Genomic DNA, 14,147 nt, shown 5'->3' with positions numbered 1-14,147 from the left:
GGAGTGAACACATGAGTAGGGAAAAAGCAATGATTCACATGCTGGACGCAGCTTCCAAGATGCAGCGGAATGTGTCTATGATTTTGGAGGCCAAGGCGGTCGAAGCTGAAAAAATGCGTAATTGGACGCTGAACCATCTGGCGCCTTCCGCATTTGAAACCGATGAAGAGCAGTTGGGACGGCCTTTGGAAATTCATGAGCAGATGGTGGAAATGCTGGAGGGATTGACCCGGCTTCAGACTGGACTGTGCAGCAACCTTAAAGCATTGCTGGATCAGGATGAGCAGCAGGGTGGCGGTATGGAAGGGATGATGGGAGGAATGGGCTCGGGGGATATGAACTAATGAGCATGAGGCGTGAACGTGAGATCAAGCTGGATATGATGGAGTCTATTGCTGCCAGCCAGCACGCCGTTGCTCGGATGCTGACCAGTCTTGCGGACTTGACGCCCCATGTGGATATGTCGGCTTCCCGTTTGGAAGAGACCATCCGTCTACTCAGCAACTATCAGGGAAAAATCACGCAAATGCTGGCGGGTATTCCATTAAGACGACAGGTATATGGGAAACCGACTAAGCCGTGGCTCCATGTGCCTGTTCAGAAAAATGAAACCACCACGAGAAAGCAAAGGAGGAATGAAAATGAGTACAAGGTGGGAACGCGCCACTCGGGACAAAGCCCGCAAAAGACGTAAAGATGCCCGGCGTTCCAGCATGCGGAGATTAAAACGGAGAAGAAGACGTCTCCTTGCTCTAAGACGCCGTAAAAGAGGACTTCGTTCTGCACGTAGAAGACATCCTCTTTTGCGGCGGCGGAAAAAACCTCAAGCTAACCCGGCGGCAACCCCTTCTGCGGAGAATCCACAGCCCGGGACTGTTGTATTGGAGCATGATCCGCAGGCATTTCAGCAGGGATATGATGCAGCTTACAACGAGGGTTTCAATTCAGGCTTTGCCAAAGGTTATGAAGATGGACACCAGCTCGCTTACAAAGCTCAGTAAACTGTGCAAATCATCTATTACTGTTCTCCCCCGAAGCTAACAGCTTTGGGGTTATTTGCGGTTCGGCAGTTGGACGGGCAAACGCCAATTTTGTCCGGGCAGTGGCAGTCGTCCATGATGCGTTTGACCCCTCCGCATATAGTTTAGGAGTGACAGAAGTTTATCCTACAACAGGACAGGGTGAAGGATGTGAACGATCAACAAAGCGGAAATGAACGCGAAGCGTACCGATGCGGCTATCGGGAAGGACGCAGAATGGGCGGTTGCGCGGCTGCTCTGTCACAGGTCGTGGCAATACAGCCTGCTGTTCGTCATTTGAAAGTGTTATATATTCCGCAAGGTTTCGCAGCTATAGACACAGGTGTGCAAGAGGCATTAGGCCAAATATGCAGCTCATGCGCCATCGGTACGCCTGCTACGATGCTAGCTGACGCCGAGGCTCAACGTCCAGACCTCGTGCTGGTCATGAACGGGCTGCATGTTTTTCCGGCGGATCATCTGGAGCAGGTACAGCAAATACGAGCCCTTGGCATTCGGACGGCCATATGGTTTGTAGATGATCCTTACTTTACGGAGGATACGGCGTTGATCTGTCAATCCTACGATGTCGTATTTACGCACGAAATTTCTTGCCTGCCGTTTTATCGCGATCAGGGAGTAACGAGGGTCCACTATTTGCCGCTGGCTGCGTCAACTCGTATCTTTTATCCCCGGCGGGTAGAGCGGGAACATCAGCATGATATTTGCTTCATTGGAAATGCCTTCTGGAACCGTGTGAAGCTGTTCGACTACCTTGCTCCCTTCTTGGCGGACAAAAGAGTGCTGATCGTGGGTGGGCACTGGGATCGGCTGACCCGGCGGGATGTGCTGGAACGCTTTATCCGTCCAGGTTTTATGGAGCCGGAAGAGACCGCTCAATATTATAACGGCTCCAAAATTGTCATCAATATGCACCGCCCGACAGACCCTGGACTGGATAATCGGAATACACACCAGCTTTCAGCGGAGTCCATCAATCCTCGGACATACGAAATTTCTGCTTGCGGCACGCTTCAAATGACGGATATTCGGAAGGATCTGAGCCGTTATTACCGACCAGGCTATGACATTGAAACCTTCTCTGGAGCAGAGGAGCTGAAAGTGAAGCTGGACTACTATCTCAAGCATGACTGGGAACGCGAACGCATGGCCTGGCGCGCATTGTACACGACTATGCAAAAGCATATGTACTCCAATCGCATGGAAGAACTGCTGGACAAGGCGATGGCCTAAAGTAAACACCATAAACAGTGAGGAGTGAAAGTGATGACGATATCTACGACAGGACCGTATGACCCGGCTGTTCACCAGACGGCGGCAGCCTCCTGGGAAAGGGGGAGAATTGCGGGAGTGCATGACGGATACGACGAAGGATATCTGCGCGGACGTGCTAACGCAATGGTTGGGCGGATGAAAGCAGTTTTCCCTTTTCGACAAATCCATGTACTGTATGTCGTCTCCGGCAAAGGCCTTCCGTATTCTCCGCTGGATGAGGCGGTCATTACCACGTTGCAAAGCATGACGGCTCAGGTTACCGTAACAGACCCACGTCAGCCGGTAGGAGATATTGCCGCTCAGCTCCGTCCGAATCTGATGCTGGCACTGGATGGAATGGATCTTCCATTGGAACAGGTTACTGCGGTACGCCAGTTGGGCATCCCCACCGCCATCTGGCTAACGGACGATCCATATTACACCGACACGACGACCAAAATCGTTACGAATTATGATTATGTGTTCACATTAGAAATGAACTGCCTGGAGCTGTACCGTCAGTTGGGTTGCACGTCTGTGCACTATTTGCCCTTTGGGGCATTTCTGACTCACTATTTCCCACTCAGCTCGCCCGCTTCGGTACGACGTGAGATTGGGTTTACAGGCTCAGCCTACTGGAACCGCATCTATTTCTTCAATCCGATTATGCCTCAGCTCATGGCCCGTAATATTAAAATCAACGGAATCTGGTGGGATCGTCTCCCGGATTATCAGTCGTATGGTGACAAAATTGAGCTGGGTCGCTGGATGTCTCCGGTCGAGACCAATGATTCGTATAACGGCAGCAAAATCGTAATTAATCTTCATCGTTCCCATCAGGATGATTCGGTGAACAACAACTCACTGAAAATTCCGGGGGCTTCGCCCAACCCGCGCACGTTTGAAATTTCTGCCAGTGGCACGTTGCAACTGACAGATACAAGAGATGATCTGGCTCGTTTTTACAAGCCGGGGGAAGAGATAGAGACCTACAGCTCTCAGCAGGAACTGCTGGAGAAGGTTGAGTTTTATTTGACGCATGAAAAAGAACGCCATGAGATTGCCCTGCGTGCTCTGGAACGAACCCTGCGGGAGCACACCTATGGTCACCGGATTGACCAACTGTTGTCGGTCATATTTCCATAAGGTGATTCACACGTCCGATGGTTGCTATTTTAAAGGAGGTGAACTCCGATCAAGCCGAAAATGATGCTATTCAGCCATGTTAGCAACGTCCGCAGTATTACGGGGGCAGAGAAGCTGCTATTGCAATTTTGTCTAGACATGCGTACGTACTTCGATTGTATTCTCGTAACGCCTGGTGAAGGGCGGCTGACCTCAATGGCCCGCAAGCGCGGAATCACCGTTCTGACACAGAACCTGTTCATGCTACATGGCATGTATACCCCATATGAGGGATTGGCGCAAGATGCGGAGAATTTGCGGACCCATGTGGCGTATGCACCGTTGTTCCAGATGCTTCGGCATGCTCGACCTGATGTGGTGCTGGTCAATACCTGTGTGAACGTCATGCCTGCAATGGCTGCCCAAGAGCTTAATATTCCAGTGATCTGGAAAATAACCGAGGTCATTAACCAGAATGCGCATACGCCAGTTTCTGTTTCTATCATTGAGCGCTATAGCCAATGGGTCATCGGCATTTCGCAAGCTGTAATGCGTCCTTTGCATAGTGGTGGACTGACACGTCCGCATACGGTGTTGTCTCCCTGCCGGGATATGGATATGCCGTCTCCCAAAGAGCATGTGCTGGAACGGAAAAGAAAGCGTGAAAAACTGGGGCTGCGGGATTTTCATATTTGCATTGGTTATATTTCTTCCTTTATCTACGAAGCCAAAGGGCTGTTACCTTTTGTCCAAATGGCTCTAAAGCTGTGCGAAACCAATTCGCGTTGTCGTTTCTGGATCATCGGCAGCTCGGTGGACTCGGAATATTACGTAAAATGTGTCTCTTTAATCCGCCAATCTCGTTATAGCCGCCGCTTCCAGTTCAATTCATTCGAGGAATCCGTGTCAACGGCCTATAGCGCAATGGATATTGTTGTGATCCCAAGTATGGTGGAGGAAGGCTTTGGCCTGACCGCCCTGGAAGGGCTAGTTTACGGTAAGCCCGTGGTAGCCTTTGCGCAGGGTGGACTTGTGGAATTGATGGAGGCGACCGGAAATACAGATTTTTTGGTAGAGCCGGGCAACAGCGACATGCTGGCGCAAAAAGTGGGCTATCTGCTCGATCATCCCGAGGAAGTGGAACGGATTGGTGTGCGTAACAACAGTGCGGCTACACGTGTATACGGACCTGATTCCTACCGAAGCAGTTTGCACCTCATGGTCAGTCAATGGGTATGTCATCATCCGCATTGGTTCCCGTTGATTCAGCAGCCAGGTGGACCTGTATGGACGAGGGAAGGCGAGGGACTGCGCCAGGTCACTGCTATACCGGAGGGATATACCAGCACGATTCGAGAATTTCCCGAATCGGTGGTGTGTCAACTGCCTGTGCTGGGTCTGCCGCCAATCGAATATGCAGCCATTCAGGGCTTGCCACAACCACCATCCCCTTTACCTGAGTCACCGCCCGAATTGCTCCGCGGCAAGCGTAGTGTTCGGGCGAGATGGCCAAAGGGCCGCAAGCGTACCAGATTGCGGAATCGCAGGTATAAAAGAAGCGGTGGCAAGAGTCGCCTCAAGAAAATTCACGGGTCCCCGTTGTCGAAGGGACTTTATCCGAAAACCAAGTCCAGACAGAAGCTCAAGCGGAAATTCAAGCACCGGTCACGACGGCACAACGCGCACAAGCAGAAGCGAGTCACACTCAAGGCTGGACAGCATACAAAACAACGGTCCGGGTGAATCTACGCCGGACCGTTGAGATGAACGTTAATCTGGAGCACAGCCAGTCTGCTGGATGGCTATCATTCATTGAACGCTACAATTCAATGAAACAATGACAGCAAAGGTGGGTTCCAAAACCATGAAAATATTGACCGTGCTCGGCACAAGACCGGAAATTATACGGCTCAGCCTGATCATTCCGAAGCTGGACCGCCATGCAGATGAACATGTGCTTGTGCATACGGGCCAAAATTACACCGAAAGCCTGAGCGGGCAGTTCTTTCGCGAGCTGGGACTGCGTGCCCCGGATTATGTACTTCAGGAGAAAGCGGGGACACTGGGCAAACAGTTGTCCGTCATGTACTCGCAGATGGAGGATATTTTAAACAAGGAACGCCCTGATCATGTGTTATTGCTTGGTGATACGAACAGCGCCTTATGTGCTTTGCTTGCGGAACGTATGGGTTACCCGGTCGTGCATATGGAGGCGGGGAACCGCTGTTATGATCTGGATGTGCCGGAGGAGAAGAATCGGCGTGTCATTGATGCAATATCTAGCATTAATATGCCTTATACGGAGCAAAGCAAGCAGCACCTACTACGCGAAGGCTTTCCAAGTCAACGAATTATACTGACTGGAAATCCGATCTACGAAGTGATGCAGCATTATAAGAAAGAGGTATCGGGCAGTGGAATTTTGAAAAAGTTGGGACTGTCGCCGGGAGAATATTTCCTGGTTACTGCCCACAGAGCTGAAAATGTGGACCATCCACCGCATTTGCTGGCTATTTTAGATGGTCTTAACCGGGTAGCCCAGCAGTTCGGGCAGCGGGTCATTTGCAGTATTCATCCCCGCACTGCCGCCCGAATCGCAAGCCATCCGCCGATCCAGCTTGACCCGCTAGTGGAATTTCACGAACCGTTCGGTTTTTTTGACTTCGTTCTGCTGGAGCGGCATGCCCGCTGCGCTTTGACGGACAGTGGTACCGTACAGGAAGAATGCTGTGTCATGGGGGTACCGACGGTTACGATGCGCCGGACGACCGAACGGCCGGAAACGGTAGATTGCGGCAGCAATATCGTGTCTGGTCTTGATGGCGAGGTTATAGCAAACGCGGTAGCCATAATGACCGGGATGACCCATAAGTGGCAATGTCCTGCGGGCTATCTGGCGGAAGATGTGTCGGATAAGGTAGTTAAATTTCTGCTTGGAGGGAAACGGCATGTTTGAAAACCAACGTATCTTGGTTACCGGCGGTACCGGCTCCTGGGGGCATGAGCTGGTTGCCCAGTTACTGCCGCGTAACCCCAAAGAGGTCATTATCTTTTCACGTGGAGAATCCAGTCAGGTTGCAATGAACAGGCAGTTTGAGGATGAACGACTCAGCTTCTGTATTGGAGATATTCGGGATAAGGATGCGCTGACTACCGCTTGTCAAGGAGTGGACTATGTATTTCATTTGGCAGCGCTCAAGCACGTTCCCGTCTGTGAGGATCAGCCCTATGAGGCACTCAAAACCAATGTCGTAGGCACCCAAAACGTGATCGAGGCCGCTGTTGCCAATCAGGTAAAGAAAGTCATTTATATATCGACTGACAAGGCCGCAAATCCGTCTAATTTTTACGGCATGACGAAGGCGATTGGAGAAAAACTGATTGTTTACGCCAATCTGCTGAATAGCGATACACGTTTCGTGACGGTGCGCGGCGGTAATGTTTTGGGCACAAACGGAAGCGTGGTGCATCTGTTCCAAAGCCAGATTCGCCAAAAGGGTAAGGTTTCGATCACAGATATGAACATGACCCGCTTCTTCCTGACACTGCGTGATGCGATCAGTCTCCTGTTCAAAGCCTCGGTGGAAAGTGTCGGCGGGGAAATTTTTATTATGACCATGCCAACCTGCCGTATTGTGGACTTGGCTGAGGTGCTCATTGAGGATTCAGGTGTGGAAAACGTAGAAATTGTAGAAAAAGGTGTACGTCCCGGCGAGAAAATTCATGAAATTCTGATGAGTGACTTTGAAAGCCTGACGACGGTAGTCTATGACGAGCAATATTTGGTCATTCTCCCAACGCTGAATATTCCTCAATTAAAGGACCGCTATACTCAGTGCCCTCCCGTGTCATTCAGCAGCTTTAGTTCGGAGTTTAATTTGATGTCGAAAGAGGAGATTCGCAGCATTCTCCAAAGCGGGGGGTTCATCAAATGAAGCTGCTTATTTTGGGCGGTAACGGCATGGCGGGCCATGTTCTGGTTAAGTATTTCCAAAACCAGAGCGGGTATAACGTGTTCTACACCACCCGTGATCCCGAAAATAAAGGCGGTTTGCTGCTGGATGTAAAGGACAGCTTTATGGTGGAGCAGCTGGTACGGAGTGTACGGCCAGACGTTATTATTAACGCGGTAGGCGTACTGAATCAGCATGCCGGGGAGGATCAGATTGCAGCATACCAAATCAATGGATTGCTGCCACATCTTCTCCGGCGGACAGCGGACAGTATCGGTGCCCGATTGATTCATATCAGCACGGATTGCGTATTCGAAGGAAATCGGGTACCTGGTTTATATAAGGAGACGGATCAACCCGATGGGACAAGTGCCTATGCTTTGACGAAAATACTCGGAGAAGTAAAAGCCGCAGGGCATCTGACCATCCGTACCTCCATTATCGGGCCGGAAATTCGGCCGGGAGGCATTGGTCTGCTGCACTGGTTCTTGCAACAGAGCGGAGACGTTAACGGGTATCGTCGGGTCTTTTGGAACGGGGTTACGACGCTGGAATTAGCGAAGGCGATACAGGTGCAGATGAATGAGCCGCTGAACGGACTCATTCATCTGGTTCACCCTGAACCGATCAGCAAACATGATTTGCTGCTGCTGTTCAAAGACATCTGGAATAGGGAGGATATTCGGATCGTGCCGAAAGATGAGCCGGTGCAGGACCGGACGCTTCGTTCTACCCGGGCCGATCTGCACTACGATGTTCCTCACTACAGCATCATGCTGAAGGAGCTGCTGGAATGGACGGAAGCACAGCGGAACAACGTCGGCCTGTCATAGTCATTACTGGAGCGGCGGGCTATACCGGGATGCATGCCTGCCGCCATTTTGCAAAGCTCGGCTGGGAGGTAGCGGCGCTGACTCGTACTGCCGCTTCCGTCTCAGAACTGATCTTACTGGCTCGCGATGATGAAAATAACAGCCCAGAGGCGGAGACCCGTAGCTGTATTACTCCTTATGTGTGTGACTTGCTCGACAAGAAACGTCTAGGCGAAGTAATTAGAGAGATTGCTCCGGATTATGTGCTTCACCTGGGTGGTAAAAATTCCGTCCCTGAATCTTGGCAGAGTCCCCTGCTATACATGGAATCTAATGTACTGTCCACTCTGTATCTGCTCGATGTACTGCGACCTTTTCCCAAGGCCAGAATTGTCGTGGCGGGTTCTCGGCTAAAGACGGCTTTGCAGGCTCCGTATCATCCAACGCATCCATACAGCCTTAGCAAAAGCCTTCAAGAGGCAGTCGCGCTCTCGTGGGGCGCGCTGTTCGAACAATCCGTTATGCTGGCAGAGCCTTGCAACTTGATCGGTCCGGGTCCATCTACCGGATTTTGTGCATTACTCGCGGGGTATATCGTTCAGACGGAACGTCTGGAGGGGCAGTCCATAACTGAAACTGCCCCGTTCCGGGTATCTTCCCGACATGCGCAACGTGATTTCCTCGACGTTCGTGATGCCGTTCGCGCATACGGTGTGCTATTGGAACAGGGTGTGCCAGGCCGAGTTTACTCGGTCTGCACAGGCCGCATTGTGGAACTGGGCAATATCGTGGAACGTATGGTTGCGCTGGCTAAAACATCTATCCCCATACAATGGGGGGATGTGGAAGAGTCAGCATCCACCGAGGCATACCGTGCGAAAGAGCTGGAGGACATGGGCTGGAAGCCGACCATACAGCTGGGGCAATCTCTGGAGGATATGATTCAATACCGCCGAGCTGGAAAGGAAGGAACGATATGAGACCGAAAGTAACGATCGTCATTCCCTTTTATAACTGTGCATATGTGGATCAGGCTTTGCAAAGTGCACTAGAGCAAACTTATGGGCCCCTCGAGATTATTGTCGTCGATGATGGGTCCACGGAACATGTTGATATGCTTCAAGCCTATCTTCCGTATATACATTATTTGGGTAAATCCAACGGTGGAACAGCCAGCGCCCTGAATCATGGTATCCGGCATGCCAGCGGCGAATATATTGCGTGGCTCAGCTCCGACGATACCTATCATAGGGACAAAATTAATAATCAGGTTTCTTTTATGGTGGAAAACGGTGCGTACATCTCCCATACCAATTTCAACTTCATCAATCAATACAGCCAAGTCACAAGCTATCAGGCAGCCGCCGTATTTCCGTCTATGACGGAGTTTTACCGTTTTTTTCAGCAAGGAAATCCGGTTAATGGATGCACGGTTATGTTTAAAAGGGAGCTGTTTGAACATATTGGTTTGTTTGATGAACTGCTGCCGTACACACATGATCTGGATATGTGGTACCGAGTGATGCTGGCGGGATATCCATTTCCTTTTCTGAACGAGTCCTTGGTTAACTACCGCTGGCATGATGAAATGGGAACCAAAAAACATTGGCCCGCTGTGGAGCGGGAGTACAACATAACCCAAGCACGTTATCGAGATCGCTTCAGTCAGGTGTTGAGCGGTTTATCCTCATGAAGCCGAAAGTCTGTCAGGGGGGATTGATATGGTAGATACGGGGATTGTTATGCCACTGTACAAACAGGATATCGGCTATCTGCAAGCTGCGATCTCATCCGTACTAGCCCAGAGCTACAGGGCATTTCGCTTCATCATTGTTATTGACGGAGCGCCGGAAATGGTAGGGCCGGCGCTCAACGCAGCAATGGGGGACCCGCGCGTTCAGTTGGTTACACTCCCTCAGAACAAAGGAGTATCCCATGCCCTTAACCGGGGATTCGACGAGTTGTTTAAAGATCCTGCGATCATGTATGTGACCTGGGTATCCAGCGACAATGTTTATAATTCATCCTTTATCGAACGATTACGGTGGGAGCTGGAGCAGGGGCCAGATTCGCTCGGGCTTGTGTTCTCCACCTTCCGCCAGGTTGACGCATGTGGGAACCCGTTGTATGACGAGCAGCATCAACAAGCTCTGATCCGGTATCAAAGCCAGCCGCATCATGAATTATTGAACGCCAGTATTGTCGGGGTTTCATTTATGTACAAAAGTAAATATGCCCGTCAAATCGGCAGCTATCGGCTGCAACCAGTTGAGGATTATGATTACTGGCTGCGGCTGACCGAGACGTGCAGCATGAAATTCATCCCGGAGATCCTGATGGATTACCGGGTGAATTCCACATTTAGTGTATCGGCCGGCTTGCACAGCCAGAAGGAGCACCGACGCTGGCGGCGCGCATTCCAAATCGCCAAGCATGAGGCGAGAGCACGTCGGGGCATCCCACTTGAAATGACAATTTTAATGCCTGTCACGGATATGGCTCAAGCTGAGTCATTGCTGGATAATCTGCTGGAGCAGCACTACAGCAATTGCGTGGTACGGTTGCTGGATTTAACGCCAGAACAGGGAGCCGCCGCTTTCCTGTCGATGATGCTCGATCCTCGGTTAATCGTAACGCCACGTCAGCATTATTCGGTCCAGGAAGCACTGGTTCAGGCTATTGGTGAAACAACGACCCGCTTTGTTGTATGCTTCGGTGTCAAACCTTATATTGCCGTGACGGATTTGCTGTATCTGACAGATTTGTTGCGCCCATTACAGGATACACATGCCTTTTCCTACTATACAGATGACCACTCAACCATCGGCAGCGGCCGAGGGGTTCAGTCCGTACCGCCGGAATGGAATTACGTGTATTACACCCACAGATTGCATCAGGCTCTGGAGCAGGGCCGTTTTTAGCTGACAGGAGACAGCGCCGGAATTGTGGTCAGCTCCGACTGCAGAACACGATGCTCCTGTACAACATTGCCAAACTGGTCCAGTCCAAAGTTGGAGAGCACAACATTGGAAGGTGCAGCGGAGACTACGTTGTATTGAACCTCATAGGCAAGTACCCCTTGTATAAAGAAGGTACGTCGGGCAATGGAGTTTGCAGGTACGTTAATCGATGTCACGTACAAGGGGATCTTGGTATCCGGTACAAGCGAGAAAAAAATTTGGATGGTCACGGTTGCTGCATTCACTGTATCCTCGTTGACCAAATTTACAACGACATTGGAGCAGGCAGTACCAAAATCTCTAGTGTTGGTCATATATCCGGTTGTAAAAGCCAATCGAATCATCCTCTCAAAAAAAAGAATATTGGAAAACCCCTGAAGGGATGCTTCTATACTATGAATCTATTGAAAAGAAAGCTTGTATGGTTGTCTGTAGACTGTGCTGAAAAAAGTACATTTTAATAGAAATATTTCAGGCATGTCCATTTATATAATGAAGGGAATGCTCGCGATGCCTTTGAATTTTCAGGTGACACCTAGCGGCTTGCCCAAATTTGAACCCAGTGTCGCCGTTAATTTGTTGAACCCGAATATTGTTGTGGCTGTCGCTGTTGACTTTAGTAGCGGGCCTCCGCTAATTGGACTGTATCGTTCATTGGATGCTGGAGCGAACTGGGCGGATTCTTTACTGCCAATTCCACCGGGATATACAGGAGCCGAGGCAGGAATGGTAGCCTATCTGTTCCCGAATATTTTCATCATATCGGCACATGTGTTTCCGGGAAATGAGAATGGGGCTGTCGTGATCTATCGCTCTACGGACGATGGGGCCACCTTTTCCCCCCCGGTGGTCATTAATCCCGGTTATGGTGATTACATTAATAATGACTGGACTAATATTACGACGGATAACGCTGGGGCAAGTCCCTATCTTGGGCATGTCTATGTCACGTATAACCGCCAATATAATGTGGATTTTAATGCTCAATCTGCGGCGTTCTACCAGCGTTCCACCGATGGAGGACTAACTTGGGATCGACCGTTATTGCTTTCGAATATCCAATCTTCCACAGAACGACCTGAGCCTGCGGTCGACAAATATGGAAGTGTCTATGTCAGTTGGATTCGTACGGGTCCGCAAACACCGGCTTTTTTTATTCGGCGCTCCTTTAATGGAGGGGCTACCTTTAGCGGGGATATTCTCGTGTCCAATATAACGCTGGTGCCCAATCCTTTGCCCGTTCCCGGTTATGACTTTCGGGTATTGAATTTCCCCAGCTTGGCTGCGGATTGCTCGGGAGTGCCTTCTACAACGAATACGTTATATGCCGTTTGGCAGGACTTTGGTCAGGGATACAGCAATATTTTGTTGTCCAAATCAAGCGATTTTGGCGGTACCTGGAGTGCTCCGATCATTGTGACAGACAGCCCGCCTGGCTCGCAAAATTTCTTTCCTGCGATTTCGGTGTCGCCTAAGACGGGACTGGTCGTTGTCGTGTACTATACTAATCGCTTGGACGGCTTTAATCTGGATGTGTTCGCCGCCCAATCGTCAGATGGAGGCAACACCTTTACGAACAGCCGTCTCACGACGACCTCCTTTAATCCGAATGTCGGTGGAGGCGAATCAGAGCTGATCGGCGACTATATTGATGTCGCCATTGTACCGCCGAATAGCTACATTTCCGTCTGGACGGATACGCGCACAGGCAGTTTGACAATTTTTGCTGGTGTACCGGGAGGGGGGTCCTGATGCCGAACGTACAGCTTACGCCTAACGGAAGGCTGGCGCAGGAACCGAGTGTAGCTTTCAACCTGCTCGACGGTACCATTGTGTCTGCGGCTATCGATTTTACGACAGGGCCGCCGTTGACGGCGGTATACCGTTCAGGTAACGGCGGTGTCTCCTTTACACAGCAGATTTTACCGCTACCAGCCGGCTATGTAGGGGCGGAATCCCATAGCGTCAGCTACGGTTTTCCCAACTTGTTTGTCATAGCCTGTCACGTATTTACTGCAGACGGCTTGAGCGGTACCATCGCTACCTATGTATCCAGAGATAACGGTAATACATTTGATCCACCCGTGATTGCCCAGCGAGGATATGGGACATTTGTCAACAATGTTGAGGTCAGCGTGAAATTCGATACTTCTCAGGTTAGCTCCTATACCGGAAACATCTATTTATGTTATACGCATCAGTACAATCCTGACTTTTTTGGCGGATCAGTAATGTTTTTCCAGCGTTCGCAGGATGGAGGAATCACTTGGGATACACCCGTGGTGCTCACCGCTGGCTCCAATCAGATCACGCGGGGGGAAATCACCGTGAGCATTACAGGGGTGATTTATGTCGGCTACATTGTGACTAATCCGGTTAACCAATATCAGGTCATTGTGTCCTTCAATGGGGGGACAGCATTCAGCTCTTCGCTGCCTGTATCTTCTGTTGTCCCGGTTCCGAGTCCGTTGCCCGTGCCCGGGTTTGGCTTCAATGTGCTGCCGATGGCCAACATTGCCGTGGATCGCTCTACTAGCCCGAATCAGGGAACACTTTATGCGGTCTGGCAGGATAATCGGGCAGGGTATGCGGATGTGCTGCTCGCCCGGTCGGTGGATGGTGGATTAAGCTGGACTGCGCCGCAATCTGTGACAGGGGCCAGTGCAGGGGCACAGCATTTTTTCCCGGCTATTGATGTTTCGCCTGTGACAGGCGTGATTAAGATCGTATATTATACCAATCAAATAACGACCTCTTTATTAGACGTATTTGTGGCCGAATCAACGAACGGAGGGAATACATTTACGAACCTCAGAATAACAGACAGCTCCTTTAATCCTAACGGGATTAGTCCGGTTCCAGTCGTTACGATCGGTAATTTTATTGATGTAACGATCGTGCCGAATAATGGATTTTTTGCGGTCTGGACAGATGCGTTATCGGGTTTCCAGCAAATTTACGGAAGTAACGGAATGTAGCTCAGCGTACGAGACAGAGGAGGTG

At 50.5% G+C, this 14,147-nt stretch carries 15 protein-coding genes; 14 read left to right on the top strand and 1 reads right to left on the bottom strand.

Annotated elements, in window-relative coordinates; all coding sequences use genetic code 11:
- Positions 1 to 11 precede the first annotated feature (11 nt).
- The 12 genes from KAI36_RS21240 to KAI36_RS21185 all read left to right on the top strand — a co-directional run bounded on the left by KAI36_RS21240 (position 12) and on the right by KAI36_RS21185 (position 11,105).
- A complete protein-coding gene (locus tag KAI36_RS21240) occupies positions 12 to 344 on the top strand; it encodes an alpha-helical endospore appendage domain-containing protein (protein ID WP_025722615.1) in 333 nt (110 codons plus the stop codon).
- A complete protein-coding gene (locus KAI36_RS21235; protein ID WP_025722614.1) occupies positions 344 to 694 on the top strand; it encodes a hypothetical protein in 351 nt (116 codons plus the stop codon). The genes KAI36_RS21240 and KAI36_RS21235 overlap by 1 nt, the downstream gene beginning before the upstream one ends.
- Positions 642 to 1,001, top strand: a complete 360-nt coding sequence (locus KAI36_RS21230; RefSeq protein ID WP_220025949.1) for a FliH/SctL family protein — start codon at positions 642 to 644, stop codon at positions 999 to 1,001. Before KAI36_RS21235 ends, KAI36_RS21230 begins: the two co-directional genes overlap by 53 nt.
- A gap of 180 nt (positions 1,002 to 1,181) precedes the next feature.
- Positions 1,182 to 2,273: a CgeB family protein gene (locus KAI36_RS21225; protein ID WP_104497939.1), complete on the top strand. Its 1,092-nt coding sequence runs from the start codon at positions 1,182 to 1,184 to the stop codon at positions 2,271 to 2,273.
- A 33-nt stretch (positions 2,274 to 2,306) separates the two neighbouring features.
- Positions 2,307 to 3,440, top strand: a complete 1,134-nt coding sequence (locus KAI36_RS21220) for a CgeB family protein (RefSeq protein ID WP_025722611.1) — start codon at positions 2,307 to 2,309, stop codon at positions 3,438 to 3,440.
- Positions 3,441 to 3,500: 60 nt separating this feature from the next.
- Positions 3,501 to 5,162 carry a glycosyltransferase gene (locus tag KAI36_RS21215; protein ID WP_220025948.1) on the top strand — a complete coding sequence of 554 codons (1,662 nt, stop codon included), beginning with the start codon at positions 3,501 to 3,503 and terminating at the stop codon, positions 5,160 to 5,162.
- Between the two features lie 121 nt (positions 5,163 to 5,283).
- Positions 5,284 to 6,375 (top strand): non-hydrolyzing UDP-N-acetylglucosamine 2-epimerase, encoded by a 1,092-nt coding sequence (gene wecB, locus KAI36_RS21210; RefSeq protein WP_023990106.1) that lies wholly within the window; start codon positions 5,284 to 5,286, stop codon positions 6,373 to 6,375.
- Positions 6,368 to 7,354: a polysaccharide biosynthesis protein gene (locus KAI36_RS21205; RefSeq protein WP_025722608.1), complete on the top strand. Its 987-nt coding sequence runs from the start codon at positions 6,368 to 6,370 to the stop codon at positions 7,352 to 7,354. The genes wecB and KAI36_RS21205 overlap by 8 nt, the downstream gene beginning before the upstream one ends.
- Positions 7,351 to 8,205, top strand: coding sequence for a dTDP-4-dehydrorhamnose reductase family protein (locus KAI36_RS21200; RefSeq protein ID WP_220025947.1), 855 nt, complete (start codon positions 7,351 to 7,353; stop codon positions 8,203 to 8,205). The genes KAI36_RS21205 and KAI36_RS21200 overlap by 4 nt, the downstream gene beginning before the upstream one ends.
- Complete coding sequence (locus KAI36_RS21195; protein ID WP_220025946.1) at positions 8,166 to 9,164, top strand: SDR family oxidoreductase; 999 nt, start codon at positions 8,166 to 8,168, stop codon at positions 9,162 to 9,164. The genes KAI36_RS21200 and KAI36_RS21195 overlap by 40 nt, the downstream gene beginning before the upstream one ends.
- Positions 9,161 to 9,877, top strand: coding sequence for a glycosyltransferase (locus tag KAI36_RS21190; RefSeq protein WP_071642726.1), 717 nt, complete (start codon positions 9,161 to 9,163; stop codon positions 9,875 to 9,877). The genes KAI36_RS21195 and KAI36_RS21190 overlap by 4 nt, the downstream gene beginning before the upstream one ends.
- A 28-nt stretch (positions 9,878 to 9,905) precedes the next feature.
- Positions 9,906 to 11,105, top strand: a complete 1,200-nt coding sequence (locus tag KAI36_RS21185; RefSeq protein ID WP_220025945.1) for a glycosyltransferase — start codon at positions 9,906 to 9,908, stop codon at positions 11,103 to 11,105.
- On the opposite strand, the gene KAI36_RS21180 is transcribed toward KAI36_RS21185, so the two are convergent.
- Positions 11,102 to 11,488, bottom strand: coding sequence for a hypothetical protein (locus KAI36_RS21180; RefSeq protein ID WP_258382209.1), 387 nt, complete (start codon positions 11,486 to 11,488; stop codon positions 11,102 to 11,104). The genes KAI36_RS21185 and KAI36_RS21180 overlap by 4 nt on opposite strands.
- Before the next feature lie 133 nt (positions 11,489 to 11,621).
- Between KAI36_RS21180 and KAI36_RS21175 the strand changes: the two genes are divergently transcribed.
- Both KAI36_RS21175 and KAI36_RS21170 read left to right on the top strand, forming a co-directional pair.
- A complete protein-coding gene (locus tag KAI36_RS21175) occupies positions 11,622 to 12,896 on the top strand; it encodes a sialidase family protein (protein ID WP_258382208.1) in 1,275 nt (424 codons plus the stop codon).
- Positions 12,896 to 14,122, top strand: coding sequence for a sialidase family protein (locus KAI36_RS21170; protein WP_220025943.1), 1,227 nt, complete (start codon positions 12,896 to 12,898; stop codon positions 14,120 to 14,122). Before KAI36_RS21175 ends, KAI36_RS21170 begins: the two co-directional genes overlap by 1 nt.
- Positions 14,123 to 14,147 lie beyond the last annotated feature (25 nt).

This window comes from Paenibacillus sp. S02 (genome assembly GCF_019454065.1).
In the GTDB taxonomy this organism is placed as follows: domain Bacteria; phylum Bacillota; class Bacilli; order Paenibacillales; family Paenibacillaceae; genus Paenibacillus; species Paenibacillus polymyxa_B.
Note: the sequence above shows the minus strand (reverse complement) of the source record. Positions and strands in the feature narration are given on the sequence as shown.